The organism is Flavobacterium collinsii, from assembly GCF_902804485.1.
GTDB lineage: Bacteria > Bacteroidota > Bacteroidia > Flavobacteriales > Flavobacteriaceae > Flavobacterium > Flavobacterium collinsii.
The window spans coordinates 12470-34017 of the sequence record NZ_CADCST010000068.1; the positions used below are offsets into that span (position 1 = coordinate 12470).

11 protein-coding genes are annotated in these 21548 nt (G+C 38.3%); all 11 read right to left on the reverse strand.

Annotation, left to right across the window (positions count from 1 at the left end; translation table 11 throughout):
• Positions 1 to 152: 152 nt before the first annotated feature.
• Positions 153 to 1967 carry a glycoside hydrolase family 2 protein gene (locus FLA105534_RS06115; protein WP_173965151.1) on the reverse strand — a complete coding sequence of 605 codons (1815 nt, stop codon included), beginning with the start codon at positions 1965 to 1967 and terminating at the stop codon, positions 153 to 155.
• A gap of 10 nt (positions 1968 to 1977) precedes the next feature.
• Positions 1978 to 3105: a T9SS type A sorting domain-containing protein gene (locus FLA105534_RS06120; RefSeq protein WP_173965152.1), complete on the reverse strand. Its 1128-nt coding sequence runs from the start codon at positions 3103 to 3105 to the stop codon at positions 1978 to 1980.
• A gap of 183 nt (positions 3106 to 3288) precedes the next feature.
• Entirely contained in the window at positions 3289 to 5706 is a 2418-nt protein-coding gene (locus FLA105534_RS06125) for a glycoside hydrolase family 2 protein (RefSeq protein WP_173965153.1), read from the reverse strand.
• Positions 5707 to 5709: 3 nt separating this feature from the next.
• On the reverse strand, positions 5710 to 6891 hold the full coding sequence (locus FLA105534_RS06130) for a glycoside hydrolase family 88 protein (protein ID WP_173965154.1): 1182 nt from the start codon (positions 6889 to 6891) through the stop codon (positions 5710 to 5712).
• Positions 6892 to 7467: 576 nt separating this feature from the next.
• Entirely contained in the window at positions 7468 to 8979 is a 1512-nt protein-coding gene (locus FLA105534_RS06135; protein WP_173965155.1) for a RagB/SusD family nutrient uptake outer membrane protein, read from the reverse strand.
• Between the two features lie 333 nt (positions 8980 to 9312).
• Positions 9313 to 12315 carry a SusC/RagA family TonB-linked outer membrane protein gene (locus FLA105534_RS06140; RefSeq protein WP_173965156.1) on the reverse strand — a complete coding sequence of 1001 codons (3003 nt, stop codon included), beginning with the start codon at positions 12313 to 12315 and terminating at the stop codon, positions 9313 to 9315.
• Positions 12316 to 12528: 213 nt separating this feature from the next.
• Positions 12529 to 16620: a two-component regulator propeller domain-containing protein gene (locus FLA105534_RS06145; protein ID WP_173965157.1), complete on the reverse strand. Its 4092-nt coding sequence runs from the start codon at positions 16618 to 16620 to the stop codon at positions 12529 to 12531.
• 255 nt (positions 16621 to 16875) lie between these two features.
• Positions 16876 to 18516 (reverse strand): pectate lyase family protein, encoded by a 1641-nt coding sequence (locus FLA105534_RS06150; RefSeq protein ID WP_173965158.1) that lies wholly within the window; start codon positions 18514 to 18516, stop codon positions 16876 to 16878.
• 188 nt (positions 18517 to 18704) lie between these two features.
• The gene (uxuA, locus tag FLA105534_RS06155) at positions 18705 to 19889 is read right to left on the reverse strand and encodes a mannonate dehydratase (RefSeq protein ID WP_173965159.1); all 1185 of its coding nucleotides are present in this window, start codon (positions 19887 to 19889) and stop codon (positions 18705 to 18707) included.
• A 64-nt stretch (positions 19890 to 19953) separates the two neighbouring features.
• Positions 19954 to 20766, reverse strand: a complete 813-nt coding sequence (locus FLA105534_RS06160) for an SDR family oxidoreductase (RefSeq protein ID WP_173965160.1) — start codon at positions 20764 to 20766, stop codon at positions 19954 to 19956.
• Between the two features lie 200 nt (positions 20767 to 20966).
• The gene (locus FLA105534_RS06165) at positions 20967 to 21416 is read right to left on the reverse strand and encodes a YhcH/YjgK/YiaL family protein (RefSeq protein ID WP_173965161.1); all 450 of its coding nucleotides are present in this window, start codon (positions 21414 to 21416) and stop codon (positions 20967 to 20969) included.
• Positions 21417 to 21548: the final 132 nt, after the last annotated feature.

Below are 21548 nucleotides of genomic sequence, written 5' to 3' on the forward strand. Positions count from 1 at the left end.
ATAGCTACAAAGTAAGTTAATAATGAAGAAAAATCATATAATTAAAGTTTGTTTTTTGTTAATGAATTGCTAACGGTTCTTCTGTTTCATTTAGAATGACATAGAATGCAGCTGTTTTTTCTCCTAAATTATCATTTTATAAGGAAATTTTTTTAATATTCTTTTTTCTTCTTTGCGTACCAATTCTGCATAATATAAAAGGCTTTCTTTTTATTTCCGTCATTGGAGATCAGTCCTTTTCGGTTGTATCCGTCCTGAATTCCGGGTAAAAGTCGTTTTGGCGATCTGAAATCGACCAGAATCCACGGACTTAAGCCGCTCAGATGTGGTATGTTTTCGATCATTTTCAGATTTTGAATGTACAGGTATTCCTGGTATTCCTCTGTCCATCGTTCGTTTTTTTCACCGTGAAGGCCTTGTTTGGCATCACCTCCAAATTCAGAGACAATCACAGGTTTGTTGTATTTGGTTTTCCAGAAAATCTTTTCGGCATTTTCCAGTTTTCCGCCATACCAACCTAAGTACTGATTGAAAGAAATAAGATCCAGATACTGACCAATTTCGTCATTGATTGTTCCAAAACCGTCTGCTCCGGTTTGCGTCAGTAAAGCCGCGCTGATGAGTCGGGTATTGTCTAAAGATTTGGTGTGATCCACCAGATTTTTGATGAATGTATTTCGGGCATCCGAAATAGGGGTTTCATTGGCCATCGACCAGATGATGATGCAGGCTCTGTTTTTGTCTCTCGTAATAGCCGCTGTCAATTGCTCTTCGGCATTTTTGTAGGTGTTTGTATTGGTGAATTCAACCGTCCAGTACACCGGAATTTCCTCCCAAACCATGAGCCCCATTTTATCGGCTGCTCTGATGATGTTTTCGTTATGCGGATAATGGGCGAGACGCACATAGTTGCAGCCCAGTTCTTTTGCCCAGTTTAAAAGACGCAAAGCATCTTCTTCGGTATGGGCACGACCACCTTTTTCATTTTCTTCATGAATCGAAATTCCGCGTAGAAAGATTGGTTTACCATTCAGGAGGATTTTGTCTCCCTGAGTTTCAATGCTTCTAAAACCAATGGTATCTTTTAATTGTTGTCCGTTATAATCGATTATCACTTCATATAACTTCGGATTTTCGGGAGCCCAGTAGGAGATTTTCTTCGCTGGAATTTCAAAGTTTAGGATGCCGTCAGCGCCAATTTTTCCTTTGTAATGAATCTTTAATTCAGGAATTGATAGGGTTATGTTATTTTGTGCCGAATTGAAGTTGTTGATTTTTACAAAACCGGAAATCAAAGCAGTATTGCCTTTTTTGAGTTGAATATGGTAATCTTCTACAAACGATTCATTCTCTTCGATTAACGTTACATCACGGGTAATTCCGCCATAATTCCACCAATCAGTATTGATCGTCGGAACATCTTCTTTGTGGCGTGTATTGTCGACTTTAACGACCAAATAGTTGTCTTTTGGTTTTACAATGGAAGTGATTTCATAATTAAATGGCGTAAAACCTCCTTCATGTCTTCCTAGTTTCTTCCCGTTTAAATAAACATCGGCTTTGTAATTAATAGCTCCAAAATATACAAAAAGACGCTTTTTGGCTTGTAAATCGTAATTGAAAGATTTTTTGAACCATACGTTTCCTTCATAGTATTTTAATTCCGGAACCTGAGAATTCCAGTCCCCCGGAATATTGATTTGAGCTGATTTATCGAAATCATATTCAACCAGTTCCTGTTTGTTTGCCGCATGATAATTATTAAAAAAGGCTGAATTTGAAGGTTTGGCCTGTTTGTCGTATTCGTCGTGATGAAAGCTGTAGTAGCCTGTTTCGTATGGATCGACAATATAATTCCAGACTCCGTTTAATGAAGTGGTATTTCGGTTAGGAACATTGGAGATCAGGTTTTGTGCTACTCCAAAAATGGATGAGGCGAGTAGCACTAAAGTGATTAGCTTTTTCATTGATACAATTTTATTTCTTAATCATTTTTACACCTTTTGAAAAGGTGTTTTCTTTTTTGAATTTTATAAGGTAAAGCCCTGATGGTAGAGACGACACATTAATGTTTTCGGGAATTGTGTCGTAAGAAGCGACCTGTTTACCGCTATTGTCATAAATCCTTATTCCGCTATATTGATTTACAATAGCTTCTGAGAGTTCGAGTCTGTCACCTACCGGATTGGGGAATTGGATATCCATTTTTACTTTTGAATGTACTTCGGCTGATAAAGTCGTCAATTCCTCAATACTGAAATCGGAGAAAAGGAGAGTTTCGTCTCTCATGTTGGCAATATCAGTGAGGCTGCGGTAAATTCCCCATTTGGGTCTGATAAAAGAGTTGGCTGTATAAACAGTTCCGTTGGCAGCTGTATAAGCAGGCCGGATCGTTTGCACATTTGAATTGCTGTAGTCAACCAACACAGTTCCGTCGCTGACTTTTTTGATGACCATTGCATAAGTTCCATTGATACCAATTTTGATCGTTTCGGTAGCTTCGACCCATACACCTTCAAATAAAGATAAGGCAGGTAAAGCGTATTTAGTGGTTGCCGTTGCAGCATTTTCGTCATAAAGCAATTCTAAACGCGTTGCTCCGGTTGAAAGTTTTCTGAGGGTTATTGTAAAAAGCGGATCGTCGTCGTCGCCATCTACAGCTTTAACCTGGTGAATGTGTGTAAAACTGGTGGTTGGTTTAAATCCAACAGGAATTTTAAAGCGCCATTTGTATCGTACGGTTTCACCGATTATTCCTTTTAGATTATCAGGTGAGGGGTTGTACGATTTAATTTCTACACGCTGTCTGTCTGTTTTTCCGGCCACGGGTTCATTGTCCGGAGGAGTGTTACTCACATGTGCGTGAAATACAAAAACATTTTTATTCAGTTCAGGATCAAAAACTTCGGTAATATGAGGTCCAAAACCGGGATGTATGGCGTCCGGTGCCTCGATGGCACCATTTGCTGTACCAGGAGCCAGTGCATTTGTTATGAGTTCATAAGTTCCAACACCACCCGGACCGTCAGCATTTAAAGTAACTTGTGTATGGCCCGCAAAACTGATTAGTACTAAGGCAATTTTGTAAAATATTGTATTTTTCATAATTGGTTTTTTAGTTTGCAATTTTGTTCTAATTCAAAGTAAATGCGTATTTCAGAGTCTTTAAATTTACTCTTTAAAAATCTATGGAAATCTGTGTGAAATAAAAATCACTTTAATCTATGTAATCAGTGGCAAAAAAAACTTTGCATCTTCGCGTCTTTGCGAGATTTTCCTAATTTTAAATTAATTGGCAATCTTCAAATATTCTCCTTTAAAACTCTGGTTCAATGCAGTCATTTCAATCGGAATCCCGGAACCGTCCGGAACCACTTCAATAGATGCTTTTCCATTGGCCATTTTTATAGACTCGCTTCCGGTGGGAGTTCCCTGATTTTTCATGGTTTTTCCACCTTTCAGGCATTGAAAATAAACGCTTTCTTCGTAATCCAGACAGCGTAAGTTGTTATGATCGATTGCAATTGCCGTCACGAGATAATTGCCGTTTTTTAATTTTTCGCTGGACAATTGCAGTGCCGTAGCCGTATCATTTTTATTGAAACGGTAGTTCACTTTTAAAGTATCTGTGACTCTTTTTCCATCTTTTGTTTCTCCAACCGCGATCAGAATGTTTTCTCCTTTTAAAAAGTTTACATCCCAAGTCAAGCCATTTGCAGGATACAGCGACAGATTTCTTTTCTTTTCACCCAGTGATTTTTGCTGATGAAATAAAGTTACTTTTTCACAGTTGCTAAAAACACTAATTGTGCGAGGGGTATTTTCAGGACCCTGACGCTCGGTCCAGGTATGCGATTCGATGTACGCAAAAGGTTCCTTACTCCAGTAGCTTTTAAAAACATAGTAGGCATCTTTTGGGTTTCCGTTTCGGTCTGTCAGTCCTTTTTGATTCATGTACGGAATATCATCTTCGGGGCGTAAAGGCGTTGCAAAATCCTTGAATGCCCACTGAATATTGCCCACAAACGATGGGTCATTCTCGGATATATGCAGATGCCAGTCAAATAAATCAACGATATAATTTTCGCTCCAGTCACCAATTTGAGCAATATTAGCTACTTTGGTTTGCACTATGGCTTCTTCCCAGCCCTCGGCTTTTATGATGTTTTCACCTGTGACCGGATTCTCGCTGTGACGGCCCACATGACTGTCACCGCCATATTCGGCATGAATGAAGTGTTTGTATTCTTTTTTGTAAACATCGATTGCTTTTTGATAACTTTTGTAGCTCCCGGAATACCAGCCCGACCAGATCGAAGGGGAGAAGACATCGACAATTTGAGAACCTTCATAGTATTTTCGAATCGCTGTTTTTCGGGTAGGATCCATTTTATGGGAGATGTCGTTTAATTCTTTCAGGAATACATTTGTTCGGCCTGCATTATCTCCATCAGGAAAATCCGGCAGCCAGTTCATTTCATTCCCCAAGGACCAAATAATGATACTCGGATGATTGTAGTTTTGATTGATGATTTCTGCCAGCATATTTTTAGTGTTGGTTTGCCAGAGTTCGCCACCAATTCCACCGCGACACCAAGGCAGTTCATCCCAAACCAAAAGACCAAGTTCATCACAGGCCCTATAAACTTCTGGGTCTTGCGGGTAATGGGCAAGACGAACAAAATTGGCTCCCATTTTTTTGATGGATTCCATATCGGCACGATGCTGTGCATTGCTCATGGCAGCTCCCACGCCGGCTTCTTCTTCATGGCGGTGCGTACCCCGAAGGAGCAGTCGTTTTCCATTGAGATAAAATGGTCCGTGATCTTTAAATTCAAACCATCTGAAACCTGTTTTTTCATTTACACTGTCTCTGATTTGATTTTTCTCTGCTAAAATTGCTATAACTGAATATAGCTTTGGGGTATCAATATCCCAAAGCTCTGGGTTTTTAATATTGTCGAATGTTATTGTTGAAATATTGGCTGTAATCGGAATGGTTTTACCAGCTACTTTTTTTCCTTTCGGATTTTTAAGAATCACGGTTAAGGTTAGCTCTTTTGCAGTATCAGAATGGATGGTTTTAGCAACAATATTCAAGGATGCTTTTTTGGCAGAAACTTGAGGAGTGGTAATTTTCAGATCCTCAATATGATTTTTGTATTTCGATAATAACCAAACGTCACGTGTTATACCGCCATAAATAAAGAAATCGCTTTTTTGAGACGGGATGATTTCGATATCATAACTATTGTCTACCCGAACAAGAATTTCGTTATTTCCCTCTTTGATAAAAGGTGTAATGTCAATTGTAAATCCAATGTAACCACCGATGTGTCCACCGGCTTCGGTATCGTTGATATATACTTTTGTAGTTACATTCGATCCTTCAAAATATAAATAATAACGTTGATTCGGGTCGATTTTAGCAAGATTCAGTTTCTTTTGATACCAGCTGGCATCACGTCGGTAGCCCGGGTTGAGATCGGTTGCATCTTCGGCGTTCCAGGTGTGTGGTAAGTTAAGTTTGCTCCAGTTGTCTGCTTTTTTAGCCTGATCAGGATTGGAGGTATTGTTTTCTAAGTACAGCCAGTTTTCGTTGAGGTTGGTTTTCGTCTGAGCAAGAGTATTATTGTGACTAGACAAAAGAAAAGCAAGAAAAGCTATAATCGAAAATGATTGATAGTGATACAGTAGTTTTTTCATGGCTTATAAGGCTTTTTTTCTTAACAATGCTTCCAGAAAATAATAGTCAGCATAGACAATCGATTCGTCAATTTCGTCGTGTTTTGGCCAGTTTCCAGTGCTGTGATTTAATAAAAATGGGGCGTTTATTTTTGGGTCTAATATGTATTTGTCGGAATGTAAAGACGCGATTATTTTGTTGGCGAAAGCCAGATAACGGTTGTCTTTAGTATAACCGTACAATTCATATAGGGCTGAAGCCATGATGGTTGCCGCAGAAACATCACGTGCCGAGTTTGGAATGCCCGGATCTTTAAAATCCCAATACGGAATACCGTCTTCCGGCAAATTTTTATTGGTCATAAAAAATTGTGCTGTGGCTTCGGCTTGTTTGAGGTAGGCCGCATCTTTTGTATAACGATACGACATGGTGAATCCATAAACGGCCCAGCCCTGTCCGCGTGCCCAAACAGAATCGTCGTTATATCCCTGCAGGGTCGTTTTTTTTCTTACGGCTCCTGAAACCGGATTGTAATCAATAACATGATAACAGCTATTGTCTTTTCTAAACTGATTTTTTAAAGTGGTATTGGCGTGTTGGATAGCGATGTCCTGATATTTTTTATTGCCGGATAATCTGGTGGCTTCAAAAAGCAATTCAAGGTTCATCATATTGTCAATGATCACCGGATAGTCCCAAATTTCTTTGTTGAAATCCCAGGAACGAATAGCTCCGACTTTTGGATCGAAACGGCTGCATAAAGTTTCAGCACCTTTAACAATTACATCTTTGTATTCTTGTTTGTTTTCCACTTTTAGCGCTTCTCCATAACTGCAATAGACTTTAAAACCAACATCGTGGGAACCTTTGTTAACGCTTTCTTTTTTACTGAAAGGCGTCCATTTTTCGGCTTGTTTTTTATAGTCTGCATTTCCTGTTAAGCGATACAATTGCCAAAGATTTCCGGCAAAGAATGCGCTTGTCCAGTCTCTTGAAGGAACTTTTCTAATGAGATTGGTTTTGAGGGTCATGCTTCTGGGCATCGCCATCGAATCAACCGGATAATCCAATAGCATTTTGTATCGGGTTTCGAGAAGGTGGTGGGCTGCTGAAGTGTTTTTTGGATGAGAATTAATCTCGGATTTACAAGCTGTTGCAAGCAATGCAAACCCAAGGATTAAAGTAAAGAAACTAACTCTATTCATATGTAAGTTTTATTTTGATTTTTTTAATCTGTTGTATTTATTTTTAAAACATAGGGACATAGTTTATAGGGGCGTTTAAAAGGCATTTCACTTTTAATAGTACCTCATAGCACTGTCGTAAAGCTATGCGAGGAAATCTTGGTTTTTTTAGACTATCTATAATTGCAGTATAAAATCTATGTTTCTATGTGTTAATTTTTTCTCTCGCAGATTTGCTTCGCCAATTCGCTATGGCTCGGGTGGCTGATCTGGCAGATTTTTATTTTTTAATCATAGCAATTTTATACTGATTGCTTTAAGCTGTTGTGTATGATTTTAACACATAGAGACATAGTTTATAGGAGCGTTTAAAAAAGGCATTTTCACTTTTAATATTACCTCATAGCGCTGTCGTAAAGCTATGCGAGGAAATCTTGATTTTTTTAGACTATCTATAATTGCAGCATAAAATCTATGTTTCTATGTGTTAATTTTTTTCTCGCAGATTAAAGGATTAAAAATCTGTGCTAATCTTTTTAATCTGTGGCAAACTTTCTTAAGATTTATGCCAATTCCTAATAATAGGCGTAAAGCTTTTTAATAACCAGGGTTGTTTGGTTTTAAGTTTGGGTTGATCGCTAACTCAGTTCCCGGTAATGGAAATAAATAATCTTTGTTGGGATCAAAATTAGCGTGCGGTTCAAAACCAGTCGGACCAAATACTTCCGGACCATTTTTGAGTCTTTTGATGTCGTACCATCTTACATATTCAAAAGCCAGCTCTAATCTGCGTTCGTCGATAACCATTTTTCTGAAAGCAATCTGAGATAAACCCGGTGTTACATTGGCAGGAAAGGAAACCAGTTTCCCGGCTTTATTTCTGGCTCTGGCGCGTACGCGGTTTACATAACCGTCTGCTTCTGCAGTTCCGGGAGTGATTTCATTTAAGGCTTCGGCCGCTGTCAGGAGTACCTCGGCAAAACGCATCGTGATGTAATTGTGCTGTGAAGTTCTTCCGTTGGCACCCGCTTTTCCTGGAAAACGATAGTATTTAGCAATATGTGGGCGTGGCGCTTTCTCGTTATCACTCGAAGGAAAGATTTGCAAATTATTGCCCACTTTCTTTCTGATGATGGTGTCAAAACTTACCGCTCTTCGGTAATCTCTTTTGTCCCAATCGTTGAATACTTTTAAAGACGGAACGGCTACAGAAAATCCTTGTCCATAGCTGTATGACTCGTCTTTCAAAGAACCAGTAAAAAAAGCAGTATAATCCTGACCGTAGTTTCCTGAAGTCAAATTATTAAAATCAACTGTAAACAAAGGCTCTTTAAGTGCTGCTGTTTTTGTGGCATTAAATAAATCCTGAAAATCAGCGTCCAGTCCCAAGCCAAATTTTGCTTCATTGGTAATAACATATTTAGCCTCGTCGTAGGCTTTTTGATAGTTTCCAAGGGTTAAATAGACAGAGGCGAGATAACCTGCGGCGGTACCTTTTCCGGGAACTGCTTTTACTTTTGGTTTGTCTTCCAGCCATTGTTTGGCAAATTCCAGATCGGCAATTATCTTCGGATAAACATCGGCTTGTTTTGTTCTGCTTAAGGAATTTACCTGCGAAACGTCATTTACCACAAAGTCGATGTAGGGAATATCTCCAAAGATGCGAACTAAATGATAGTAGGCAAAAGCTCGTGCAAAATAGGCCTGAGCTACAATAGCGTTTACTTTTGCAGGATCACCGGGTGTTTTTTTGGCACCTTCGATGGCCTGATTGGCAGCAGTGATGATAATGTATGATTGCGGCCAGAAGTTTGCTACCAGACCATTAGTGTCATTCATCGTAAAATCATTCACATCGATACGGGCGGCCTGAGTGGTTCTGTCGCCAATATCGGCCATGTCGTCGCGTAACATTAAGGCAATTGTAAATTCTCTTCCCCAATAATTATTGTGGGCAATGTTGGCAAAAGCTCCGTTTACAGCAGCCTGTAGGTCGTCAGTATTGCTGAAGAAATTTTCCGGACGAATGATTCCCACCGGTTTTTCTTCTAAATCGGAACATCCAAAAGCGAATATTCCCAGGAAAAGAAAAGCTATATATTTTTTCATAATATTATTTTTTAGGTATTTGGTGTAATAATTTTAACACATAGAGACATAGTTTATAGGGGCTTTTAAAAGGCATTTCACTTTTAATATTACCTCATAGCATTGTCGTAAAGCTATGTGAAGAAATCTTGATTTTTTTGAATGATCTATAATTGTGGGAGTAAAAAATCTATGTTTCTATGTGTTAATTTTTTCTCTCGCAGATCTCGCAGATTTTTTTAGCCACAGATTAAAGGGATTAAAAATCTGTGATACTATTTTAGCTGTGGCAAATTTTTATCGCGGCAATTTGATACTAATCTATGTTTCGATGTGTTTAAGATCATTTTTAAACTAAAATTTTAAATTGAAACCAAAAGTGAATGTTTTCACATTCGGGTAACTTCCATAATCCAATCCTAAGTTGGTGTTGCTTCTGGCATTGGTGTCATTAAGGTAATTGACCTCCGGATCAGAACCCGGGTAATTGGTAATGGTCCATAAGTTTTGAGCACTGATGTAAAAACGAACTTTACTCAATCCCATTTTGGATACAATTTTATCATCGAGACTATAGCCTAAAGAGATGTTTTTCAGTCGAATGTAACTTGCATCATATACAAATCTTGAAGTTACTCTTTTCGTTCTTGCCGCATTAATTGGCACATTGGTATCTGTATGGGTTGGTGTCCAGGCATCCAGAACTTCGGTTGTTGCATTATTGTTTCCTGAGGCCAGTTCCATCAGGGTATAATTTAAGATCTGATTCCCCTCAGATCCCTGAAAGAAAATATTCAGATCAAGATTTTTATACGTGAAGTCGTTATTAAGTCCGAAGATGAAATCAGGATTTGGGTTTCCTATGATAGTTTTATCGTTTGAATCCAGTTTGCCGTCACCGTTTACATCTTTGAATTTTTCTCCTCCGGCTATCGTTTCAAAATTCCCTGGCAGAATTGTTTCTCCCTGCTGAATGACACCGTCGTAAACAAATCCGAAGAATGAGCCGACTGGTTGTCCGACTCTTAAAATTTGAGAATCGGTAGCAAGGAAATGACCCGGTGTAGAGTTGATTAAAAGATCTTTGTCATCGGCTAATTTCAACACTTTGTTTTTGTTGGAAGAGATATTGAAACTCGTCGACCATGTAAAATCAGCGCCAATAAAGTTTTTGGTATTGATACCCAATTCCCATCCTTTATTTTCTAATTCTCCAACATTTTGAAGCTGAGAAGCAATTCCTGAAACGCCCGGTAAAGGTCGGTTGAACAATAAATCTTTGGTAATTGTTTTGTAATAATCGGCTGTGATACTGATTCGGTTATCAAACAAACCGAGATCAATTCCGTAATCCTGCTGGTAAGAAGTCTCCCATTTTAAGTTCGGATTGTCTAAAGAAGTCAGTTGAACCGCATTTACAATTACGTCTCCGCTTACATCATAAATTTCAGAGAATCTCGAAAGGGTAGAATAAGCCCCAATCGATGGGTTTCCGGTGGCTCCGTAACTGGCTCTCAATTTAAAATTTGAAACCGTTTTGCTGTCCTTCAGAAAGTTTTCCTTACCGATATTCCAGCCAACTGCTCCGGAAGGGAAGGTTCCGTATTTGTAATTTTTACTAAAGCTTGACGAACCGTCTCTACGGGCTGTAAAAGTGAACAGGTATTTATCGGCATAATCAAAATTCAATCTTCCGAAAGCCGAGATCAGTTCTGTTTCTGATAATCCTGAATCGGGTTTTAAAAATACGGTTCCTGCACCTAAGTTATGATAGGAGTTGGTGTTCGTTAAAAAACCTCTTGCGGCAGCGTATGAATTTTCGTTTCTGTTTTTTTGATAAGAATAACCTCCAAGTACCGTAAGGATTCCTTTATCGACGATTTCACGTTTGAAAGTCAGGTAATTTTCAGTTAAAAAAGAAGAGAATCTGGTATTGTTTACAGAAGCTTCTCCTTTAATGTTTTTTCCTGCGATTAAGGTGGATGGAATATATCTTCCGGTTTGCGAGTTGGATTCGGTTAATCCTAATGTGGTTTTGAAGTTAAGATCTTTGGTGAGTTGATACGATGCAAAGAAGTTACTTCTGTTGGTAATATTGATGACCTCCAGAATGTTTTCCATAGCTGTCGCGTACGGATTGTCGATATCATCTCCAATAGGTGCTGTGGTGGTAAAAGTTCCGTCGGCATTATAAATTCCTTTGTCGGGCATAAAACGGTAAGCTGCAGCAATTACACCCGCGGCTCCTGTTCCTCCCGCACTGGTCTGACTGATGATTCCTTCTTTATTTTGTTTGCTTTGAAATAAATTCAGCCCCACTTTAAACTTGTCGCTCAAATCGGCTTCAAGATTACTTACAATGGTGTATTTGTCAATTCCGGAGTTAATGACAACTCCATTCTGGTTGAAATAATTCCCTGAAACATAGTATTTTATTTTATCTGACCCGCCTGAAAAAGACAATTGGGAGTTAGAAATTAATCCATCGCGGTAAATGATGTCTTGCCAGTTGGTATCAGAACCTGCCGCAGTGTGTGTGGTGAAACTTTTTCGATACGCTACAAATTGATCAGCATTTAACAAATGCAATTTATTGTTGACAGACTGTACGGAAGTGGAATTACTGAATTCGATAACAGGAGCTCCCGGTTTTCCTTTTTTGGTCGTGACCATGATTACTCCATTTGAACCTCTTGATCCGTATATGGCAGTAGCTGAAGCATCTTTTAAAATCTCTATCGAAGCAATATCCTGAGGGGCAGGCATCGATGCACCGGCAAAACCGTCTACCACGATAAGTGCATCTCCACTTGCATTGATAGAAGTACCACCACGAACCCTGATTTTTACGGGAGCACCCGGTTCACCACCATTATTGGATTGTACCGAAACTCCCGCAGCACGGCCTTGTAATGCCTGCTCTGCATTTAATAACGGATAGGCTGTTAGTTCTTTGGCTGTCACCGAAGATACTGAACCTGTAATGTCACTCTTTTTACGGGTGCCATAACCAACAACGACTACTTCATCGAGATTTTTGGTATCCGGTTTTAAACTGACATTGACTACGGTTTTATTGCCTACCGGAATTTCGATCGTTTGATATCCTATAAAGTTGAAGACTAATACGGCATTTTTTTCAGAAACGATAACAGTATAGTTTCCATCCATGTCTGCAGATGCGCCCACTGAAGATCCTTTGATATAAACATTAGCACCAGGAAGTCCGAGTAAGTCTTCGGAGGAAGTAACTTTTCCGGTGACTTTTCTTTCCTGTGCATTCATCACAATATTTACCAGTAAAAAATAGACCAGCAAACACCATTTAAGCGATTTTAAAATTTGGTTTGTAAACATTCATTTTTGGTTTTAGGTTAGTGTTAGATAAAATAAAAAAGCAATAAACTCATTCCTATTATCAGCAATATAAACACAATTTGCAGTAATATGAATTTTGTTTTTTGGGTTTTCATAATGACAAATGTAGGAGGCACGAAGGATATAGAAATACAAAAAAGGGTATCTAAAAATACAGATACCCTTTTTTATCCCTTTAAAATAGAGGATTTCTTAATAAATTACAGATGACCTGGAAAATTTATCCGAAAACTGCGTTGGCGTTTCTCCGTATTTTTTCTGGAAACATTTACTAAAGTATTTGGGATTATTAAATCCCACTTTATAACTCACTTCGGAGACGTTTAATTTGTTTTGCTCTAACAATTGAGCGGCACGTTTCATTCGTATTTCGTGGATAAATTCGTTGGGTGTATAGTTCGTCCAGGCTTTAATTTTTAAAAATAACATGGTTCGGCTGACCCCTAATTCAGTACAGAAAAACGGAATGTCGAATTGCTCGTTCGAAATGTTTTCTTCTACAATTTTAAAAGCTTTTTTCAGCAGTTCTTCATCGAGTGAAGAAACGGTAATTTCTGAAGGATTAAAACCGTCTTCATTTGAAAATTTGTTTTTCAAACGTTCGGTTGAATTTAGCAAATTTTTGACACGAAGTTTAAATTCAGTTAAATTAAAAGGTTTACTGATATAATCGTCGGCTCCGCTTTCCAGTCCTTCAAATTTATACACCAGTGAAGTTCTCGAAGTGAGCAGGATAACAGGAATATGACTGGTTTTTAAATTCTCTTTTATTTTTGAGCAAAGCTCAGTACCTACCATTTCAGGCATAATGACATCGCTGATAATTAAATTAGGAACATGCTGCAGGGCTTTCTCAAACGCAACTTTTCCATTTTCAGCTTCAATGATATTATACTCATCTTTGAGGAGATTTTTCATGAACGAGCGGAGTATCTTATGATCTTCAACAAGTAGAATGGTTTGTTTTTCGTCATTCACCACAAAATCGGCAATATCTTCGCGCTCAATTGTTTCTGACGGTTCGAGTTGAGAACTGTATTGCTCGATAGCATCACTGATCTGAAAGTTTTCTATAATTTCATGGTCTAAAAGATGAGATTTGCCCAATGGAAGTATTACTTTAAAAACGACACCACCGGTCTGTTTGTTGCTAACTTCGATGTTTCCTTTGTGTAGTTTTACGATGTTTTTTACGATCGAAAGACCAATTCCGGTTCCTTTATTATAGCTTTTCTGCACGTTGTTGTGCATTGGAACTTCGTAAAACAGATCAAATATTTTATCAATATGTTCGGCTGCGATTCCAACTCCGGAATCTTCTACGGTTATAAAAAGATTTTCACGATCATGTGTGATCTTAAGATGTATGTTTCCGCCCTTCGGGGTGTATCGAAAGGCATTGGAAATTAAATTGTAAAAAACACGTTCCAGTTTATAACGGTCAAAGTACAAAGGGATTTCTTCCTCTGTAGATTCGAAAGTGTAGTGGTAACCACCATCTTTTGCATATTCGATAAAAGAAAGAAAAATCTCTTTGGTGAATTTTACAATATTTCCTTCTGCTGATTCGAGCGTCACCTGATGATTTTCAAGTTTTCTAAAATCCATCAGACGATTGATAAGACTTAAAAGATGATTGGCACTTCCTTCGATAACCAGCAGTTTTTTGTACATTTCATTCGTACCGTTGTAATTGGCCAGAATTTGCTGTAAAGGGCCCAGAATTAAAGTCAATGGCGTTCTAAATTCATGTGAAATATTAGTGAAGAAATCCAGTTTAGCGAGATTATTTTCTTCTATTCGTTTGGTTTCTATATATTCGAGTTCCAGTTTTTGTTTTAGTGCCGTTTTCGATTTCATGATCCAAATCAAACCGTAAATGCCTAGTCCAATTATGGTTCCGTAGAGTAAAAATGCCCAGATACTGCGCCAGGGAGCCGGGTTTACAATGACGGTTAAGGTTGTTGGAACTTTATTCCATACCCCATCATTGTTGGCGCCGCGAACTTCAAAAGTATAGGTTCCGGGATTCTGAATGGCAAAAATTGCTTCGGAATTTTTGGTTGTCGTCCAGTTGTTTTCCAATCCCACCAAACGATAGCTGTATTGGTTGTTTTTGGATCGAATGTAATTTGGAATCGCAAAATCAATCGAGAAATTGGCTTTGTCGTAATCCAGTGTGATGGTTTTGGTATAGGTGATGCTTTTTTTCAGAATCCCAATAGAATCATTGGGGTGTATGGTTTCGTTTTTGATTTTCAAATTGGTAATTAATACCTGAGGAGCATAGTGGTTCAGAGAGATTTTTTTTGCATCAAAAAAGGTCACACCAGACGGACTCCCGAAGTAGAATTTATTAGAATCGAGTTTTAGAGCTGAGTTATCATTAAATTCGTTGCTCGCCAAACCATCTTTTTGATCGTAGATTACAACTGTTTTCTGGATGGTATTGTATTTTATAATGCCTTGATTGGTACTAATCCATAGATTTTTGTCATCGTCTTCAAGGATGGAATGAATGGAAGTAATAATGGTATTTCCAACTTTTAAATTGATTTTACAGAATTTTTTGCCATCAAAATAATGAAGCCCTTTGGCTTTTGTTCCCACCCAGATTTTCTTTTGACTGTCCTGAAATAACGTTAGAATATCGTCACCGGATAGGGAAGAAGAGTCAAAAAAGTAATGTTTGATGCTGTATTTTCTTGAAGTGGAATTGTTTAACGGAATGTAGTTTAATCCGTTTTGAGTGCCAATCCAGATTGCTTTTTTTTCATCGACCAGCATCGTTCGCACAATGTTGTTGGTTAAATATTCCGGTTGGGAAGTATCATTTCCAATAACTTCAAAGGTTTTGGAAAGGATGTTGTACCGAATCAGACCTTTTCCAAAAGTCCCAATCCAGAGAATGTCGTTACCTTCGGCTTTGATCGAATATACGCCGGATTCTTTGAGTAGAGTGTTTAAATCGGGCGCGATTCGGTGGTCTTCAATTTTTTTTGAATTAATGTTGTAGGCAGACAGACCTTTCGAGAAAGTTCCGATCCATAAAACATCAGCGGAAAGACACATGGATTTGATATCATTTTTGACGTTTTTGCCACTTTGACTGTTGATATAACTAACTGCTTCGGTGTTTCTGTTGAAAATCGTGATGCCGCCACCTTCTGTTCCAAAGTAGACATTGTGATTATTATCAGTAACAATCGAACTTACCACATCAAAACTCATAGGAATCTTTTTAGAATTTTGATTGTAGTTGGAGAAATTAACATTTGAAATATCCCAAATGTTTACGCCTTTGTAGTAGCAGCCAATCCACACGGAGCCTTTTCGATCAATAAATATCGATTTTACCTTATCAATTCCGTTGCTGTTGTTATTGCTGTTTATTTTTTGGAGGCTGTTGTCTTTTGCTAAAATGTAGATTCCGTCGTAAGCACCAATCCATAAGGAACCTTGTTTGTCAATCGCCAGTGATCGGATATCCGCATTGATTTCGCTGTATTTTTCATCAGGTAAAAAGGAAACAAATGCATTGGCATTTTTGTCCAGTTTTAGAAGGCCTTTGTTTTTTGTTCCCACCCACAAATTACCCGAAGCATCTTCTGTAATGGCGACAACATTCAGCTGGTCTACAGAATTTAAAGGATAATTTTTAAAGATATATTTTCCGTTTTTTCTGCTGATAAGTTTGCATAAACCTTTGGTCGTTCCGATCCAGATTTCGCCTTTTTTGCTTTTGTGTATCGTGATAATATTGTTGCTTGGTACCGTTGTATCTTCAGTATCTGAGTGAAAAACCGAAGTGAATCTATTTGTCTTTTTGTTGTAAATAGTTATTCCTTTTGAAGTCCCAAACCACATTTCATCTCCAATTTCTTTGATCGACCAGATAGCATTACTGCTTATGGTGTGATTGGTTTTGGTATGTAAATATCGCGTAAAACGATTATTGACCGGATCGTAACAGTTGAGCCCGTTGTAGGTCCCCACCCAGATTTTTCCTCTATTGTCTTCTTCAATGGATAAAATATCATTGTTGCTGATCGAATGTTTATTGGTGACATCATTCCTAAAAATGGTGAATTTACTGCCATCGTATTTATTGAGTCCGTCACGGGTACCCAACCACATTTGTCCCAGTTTATCCTGATGAATTACAATAACGGAACTCTGCGAAAGACCGTCAGTAGTCGAGATGTTTTTGAGGCGGTATTTATTTTGGGAAAGTATATTTCCGGAAATAAAAAAGAGTAGCAGAAAGGCTATTTTGTATTTCATAGCGGTTTTTTTTAGGTGCAAAGGTGCAAAGGTGCAAAGGTGCAAAGGTGCAAAGGTGCAGAGGTTCAAAGATTCAAAGGTTCAGAGGTTCAAAGTTTTTCGGCACTGTATGTCATTTCGACGAAGGAGAAATCTCATTAAGTAACTCCGTAACTAGAGTCCTTTCTTTGTCGAGTTTCTAGTGTGATTTCTCCTTCGTCCAAATGACAAACGGTATGCTTAAAAAAGACTCTCCGACTTTGCGCCTTTGCGAGATTATTTCTTCACGCGCCTTTGCAATTGATAATCATACAAGGAAGGAATTTTACTCATAGGCGTATTTAAGAATTCAACATATGCGTCGGGATCATATTTTACCTCAAATTTGGCATTACCATTTACACCTATAATCCGGGCAAAAGGACCATCTTTCATGCCGTAAAGCAAGATTGGTTTGGTTATTTCAGTCGGGTTTTCAACCATAACATTCAGATTCCAGAACGCACTAAATGGTGCATGTGAAGGCTTCCAGTAATCGGCGCCTCCGCCTCCAAACAAATAATAACTGTTGTTTTTGTCCGGTTGTAGGTGTACAGTGATCTGATCGAATAAGTTTTGATGATTGGCTCCAGAATGCTGGTCTAAAAGAGCGTTGGTGAAAATCTCACAGTTTTGATAGACGTTTTTTGTTGCAAAAGTGTTGAAACTTAAAGGATGAACCGCTTTGTTGTAAATTTTAAGATTCCTGACCAATACATTATGCACACCACCTAAAGTAACGGTGTAATGAGACAAATGTGGTCCATCGGTAACAATATCCTGAATGGTAACATTGGCAATCTCCTCGGCCAGAATTCCACTATCGGCATTCGTAATGACCACATCTTTGACCCAGCTATTGAAAAGTCTTGTTAAGAATAGGGCATTGTTTCCGGGTTCTACATGATGCGCGACTCTCGGAATATCCGGAAAGGTGAAATGCAGTTGTTCGATTCCAACTTCGCTTAAATGTTTCCACTCTACCAATTGTGCCTGATAACTTGGTTTTATAGTGATCGTAAGTGGCGTTTTGATGGTAATTTTTGAACCTGATATTTTGGTGATTTCAACCTGTTGTCTGACAATTGGCAGTTTTGGAAATTTCCAATGGTGTGAACCCGGTTTTACAGGAGCGCCCTGATATAAGTCTTTTATGATTTCGCCATTTTCACCGTCTTTATTGAACAGCTGTAACTCGAGTATATCCCCAACTTTGATTCCTTTTACTTCGGAAACACTGATAGTATGCTCGCCTATGGTTCCGGAATTTACTTTTGCCAAAGGATTTGGAGTTGGTTCGTATTTATCGAGATAAGATTTTACTCGTTCCTTCGGAATTTGGGTCCAGATAATTCCGCCGGACCATGCATATTGGGAAAAAGGGAGGTCGATGTTGTTTTCGGGTTCGCGTTGTCTTTTATCAAATGTGGTTAAATATTCACGAAGTTCCGCCAAGGATTCCGGATCTTTGAAATACATCATGGGTCTCGGACAATATATTTCGGTTCCTTTTTCACCTGAACCCATACCACGAAGTATGAAATTGCTTCTTTCCAGGTATAAAACAGCACTTACAATAATTCTTCCGGCAGGCAATTGCAAAATTACATTGCCCTGAACGTCATTTGCTGCTTCTATGGCTTTCAACAGCGCTTTTGAATCGTCTAGTCCATCATTTGCTTTTACGCCATAATCGGTGGCGTTAATGATTTTTCCTGATTTTTCCGGAATTTGGCTTTCGCCGAAATGATATCCTGCATAACTGAAGTCAGGAAGGTAATTGTTTTTTGAATCGGTTAGTATTTTTGGAGTCTGTTGACTAAATACAAAGCCAGACACAAAAAAACTGCAGCAAATCAGGATGGTTTGGGTATTCATGGTTGTGGTTATTTTGGTTAGGTAGTTTCTCGCAAAGTCGCGAAGGCGCAAAGTTTTTTATGTATGCTTGTACAATGTTTCATGGAGACTGAGCACATCCAATTATTAAAAATCTATAAATGCATTCATCTGCTTAAATCTTTTTAAATCTGCGAGAAACAAAAGGTTTGCGTCTTTGCGAGATTATTTTATAAAGACTTCACAATCCCCATTTCTAATCCTCTCAATTCGGCCAATCCCCTTAAACGGCCAATAGCAGAATATCCGGGATTTGTTTTTTTATTCAAATCGTCCAGCATTTGATGACCGTGATCCGGACGCATGGGCAACTGACTGTTGTTTCTTTTTTCAACTTCGAGAATTGCTTTTACAACTTCATACATGTCTACATCACCTTCCAGATGATTGGCTTCGTAAAAGCTGCCTTCGGCATCTCTTTGGGTGCTTCTTAGATGAATAAAATTCATTTTGTCGCCATGACGTCTTACGATTCCGGGCAAGTCATTATCAGCTCTTACTCCATAAGAACCGGTGCACATCGTGAATCCGTTTGATTTTGAATCGACAGCAGCCATCAATTCCATTAAATCTTCTTCGGTACTTACAACTCTCGGCAATCCAAGAATCGGGTAGGGTGGGTCGTCAGGATGTATAGCCATGAGAATACCTTTGCTTTCGGCAATCGGAATAATTTGTTTTAAAAAGAAGAAAAGATTTTGCTTCAGCGTTTTTCTATCGATATGATTATAAGTGTTTAAAGTCGCCAGAAAATCTTCTATGCTATACGCTTCTTCGGCACCCGGAAGTCCTGCCAGTATGTTTTGCTGTAGTTTTACCTTATCAGCTGTTGTCATGGCTTCAAAGTATTTTGTTGCTTTTTTAATTTGATCTGCGGTGTATTCTTTCTCAGCTCCCGGCCTTTTTAGTATAAACAATTCAAAAGCCGCGAAAGCATTAATATCAAATCGTAATGCTTTTGAGCCATCAGCAACTTCATAGGCTAAGTCGGTTCTGGACCAATCTAGAACTGGCATAAAATTATAACAAATGCATTTGATGCCGCACAAAGCCAGATTTAAAATGCTTTGTTTATAATTTTCAATGTATTGCAGATAATTTCCGCTTTGTTTTTTAATGTCTTCGTGAATCGGAATACTTTCGACTACGGACCATGTTAATCCTGATATCCCTTTTTTAGAATCACCATTTTCATGTTCAATTTCGACTTTTCGTTTTAAAATTTCTTCAATACTCCAAACTTGTCCGTTGGGAATATGATGTAATGCGGTTACAATTCCGGTGGCTCCGGTTTGTTTAATATCTTGTAAAGAAACCGGGTCATTTGGTCCGAACCATCTTAACGTTTGTTCCATTCTTTAAGTGTTTTATAAGTTTTCTACATGATTTTGAAAACCAGGCAAGCGTTTATTTTCTATTTTAAATACTGGTAGCAGCAAATCCTCCATCTACTTTTAAAATCGTTCCTGTTACAAATTTTGACATGTCGCTGCACAAGAACAAAAGGGCTCCATCGATGTCTTCCGGAGTTCCAAACCTTCCCATTGGAGTATGTTCAATTATTTTTTCGCCTCTTGGAGTTAGTTTTCCTTCCGGAGTCAATAATAGAGATCGGTTTTGTTCTCCTATAAAAAAACCGGGTGAAATAGCATTAACACGGATTCCTTCGCCATATTTAGACGCCAGTTCTACTGCCATCCATTGCGTAAAATTGTCGATCGCAGCTTTTGAAGCGGAGTATCCCACCACTCTCGTTAAAGGTCGCTGTGCTGATGCCGATGAGATATTAATGATATTTCCTTGTTTCTGTTGGGCAAAAAGTTCCGAAAAGACTTGTGATGGTAACATCGTTCCAATAATATTCAGGTCGATTACTTTTTGTAAATCTTCGGTCTGTAGATTGTAAATTGCCTGATCAGGTCTAATAGTAGCTCCCGGCATATTTCCTCCCGCTGCATTGATAAGAATATCGAGACGGCCGTATTTTTCTACAATAAAATCTCTGGCTTTTTCCAGTTCTTCTTTGTTTAAAACATTCGCCTGAATGGCAAAAGCTTTTCCGCCATTACTTTCTATTGCGGCTACGGTGGCATTGGCTTTTTCGATAGATTGGGAGACTATTCCAGTAATAACGCCCTGCTTGGCCAAAACGTTGGCAAAATTACTTCCCAATACTCCGGCACCACCTGTAATTAATGCAATTTTTCCTTTTAGATTAAATATTGAGTCCATGTAAAGTTTTATGATTTATAGATTTTTGTCCGGTGAACAAAAAAGTGTTTTTAAATAGGGATGAGGTTATTTGTTACCGTCTGATCGTTTGGATTATTTCGAGAGCTTTTTTCGATTACTTCATAATTCTGATGAGGAATACAACAAATGCCCCCTTGTTCAGCAATAACATCAATGATGTTTTGAATAATACTCCTGTTCTAAATTTTTACTTTAATCACAATTTTTTTAAGTGTTCCTTCGCCAATCATTGCCGCATGAACATCTTCGGGAAACAAAATCGCAAACTGTTTTTCCTGTAATTCAAAAAACATATCCGGTTTGTCATAAAAGAAACGAACATCGCGTTCGTCATTATAATCTCCGTTTGGACTAATACATTTTTCTCTGGGTTTCCATGCAAAAGTCTCCGGTCCTTTGATCGAAATCTGGATGTCAATATTTTTATCGTGACATTCAAATCCTTTTATGCTTTCTTCTTTGGTTGTGCCTTCGCCAACTATCACAATTACTTTTAAGCCCTCGCCAATTTCAAAAGTACCTTCTTCAAGAGTACTGATGTTATTTTGGTTTACATAGTCGAATGCTTTTTTAAAATTAGGATGCAGGCTGAAATATTTTGCCGCGCTTTGTAATGAATCTACAATCATTGTTATTTGGTTTTTATGTTTTTTAAGCTCCTGGATTCATCCTTGATTGAATTGATTTAGAAGCGATTACTAATTTGTTTTTTGCTTTATGTAGTTTGTTGTAAAATACTGGTAATTATATTGTTATGCTCT

Bases quoted from the DNA above. Each gene is read 5' to 3' on its own strand.
- FLA105534_RS06115 (WP_173965151.1), bottom strand. From the start codon at position 1,967: ATGAAAAAGCTAATCACTTTAGTGCTACTCGCCTCATCCATTTTTGGA.
- FLA105534_RS06120 (WP_173965152.1), bottom strand. From the start codon at position 3,105: ATGAAAAATACAATATTTTACAAAATTGCCTTAGTACTAATCAGTTTT.
- FLA105534_RS06125 (WP_173965153.1), bottom strand. From the start codon at position 5,706: ATGAAAAAACTACTGTATCACTATCAATCATTTTCGATTATAGCTTTT.
- FLA105534_RS06130 (WP_173965154.1), bottom strand. From the start codon at position 6,891: ATGAATAGAGTTAGTTTCTTTACTTTAATCCTTGGGTTTGCATTGCTT.
- FLA105534_RS06135 (WP_173965155.1), bottom strand. From the start codon at position 8,979: ATGAAAAAATATATAGCTTTTCTTTTCCTGGGAATATTCGCTTTTGGA.
- FLA105534_RS06140 (WP_173965156.1), bottom strand. From the start codon at position 12,315: ATGTTTACAAACCAAATTTTAAAATCGCTTAAATGGTGTTTGCTGGTC.
- FLA105534_RS06145 (WP_173965157.1), bottom strand. From the start codon at position 16,620: ATGAAATACAAAATAGCCTTTCTGCTACTCTTTTTTATTTCCGGAAAT.
- FLA105534_RS06150 (WP_173965158.1), bottom strand. From the start codon at position 18,516: ATGAATACCCAAACCATCCTGATTTGCTGCAGTTTTTTTGTGTCTGGC.
- uxuA (WP_173965159.1), bottom strand. From the start codon at position 19,889: ATGGAACAAACGTTAAGATGGTTCGGACCAAATGACCCGGTTTCTTTA.
- FLA105534_RS06160 (WP_173965160.1), bottom strand. From the start codon at position 20,766: ATGGACTCAATATTTAATCTAAAAGGAAAAATTGCATTAATTACAGGT.
- FLA105534_RS06165 (WP_173965161.1), bottom strand. From the start codon at position 21,416: ATGATTGTAGATTCATTACAAAGCGCGGCAAAATATTTCAGCCTGCAT.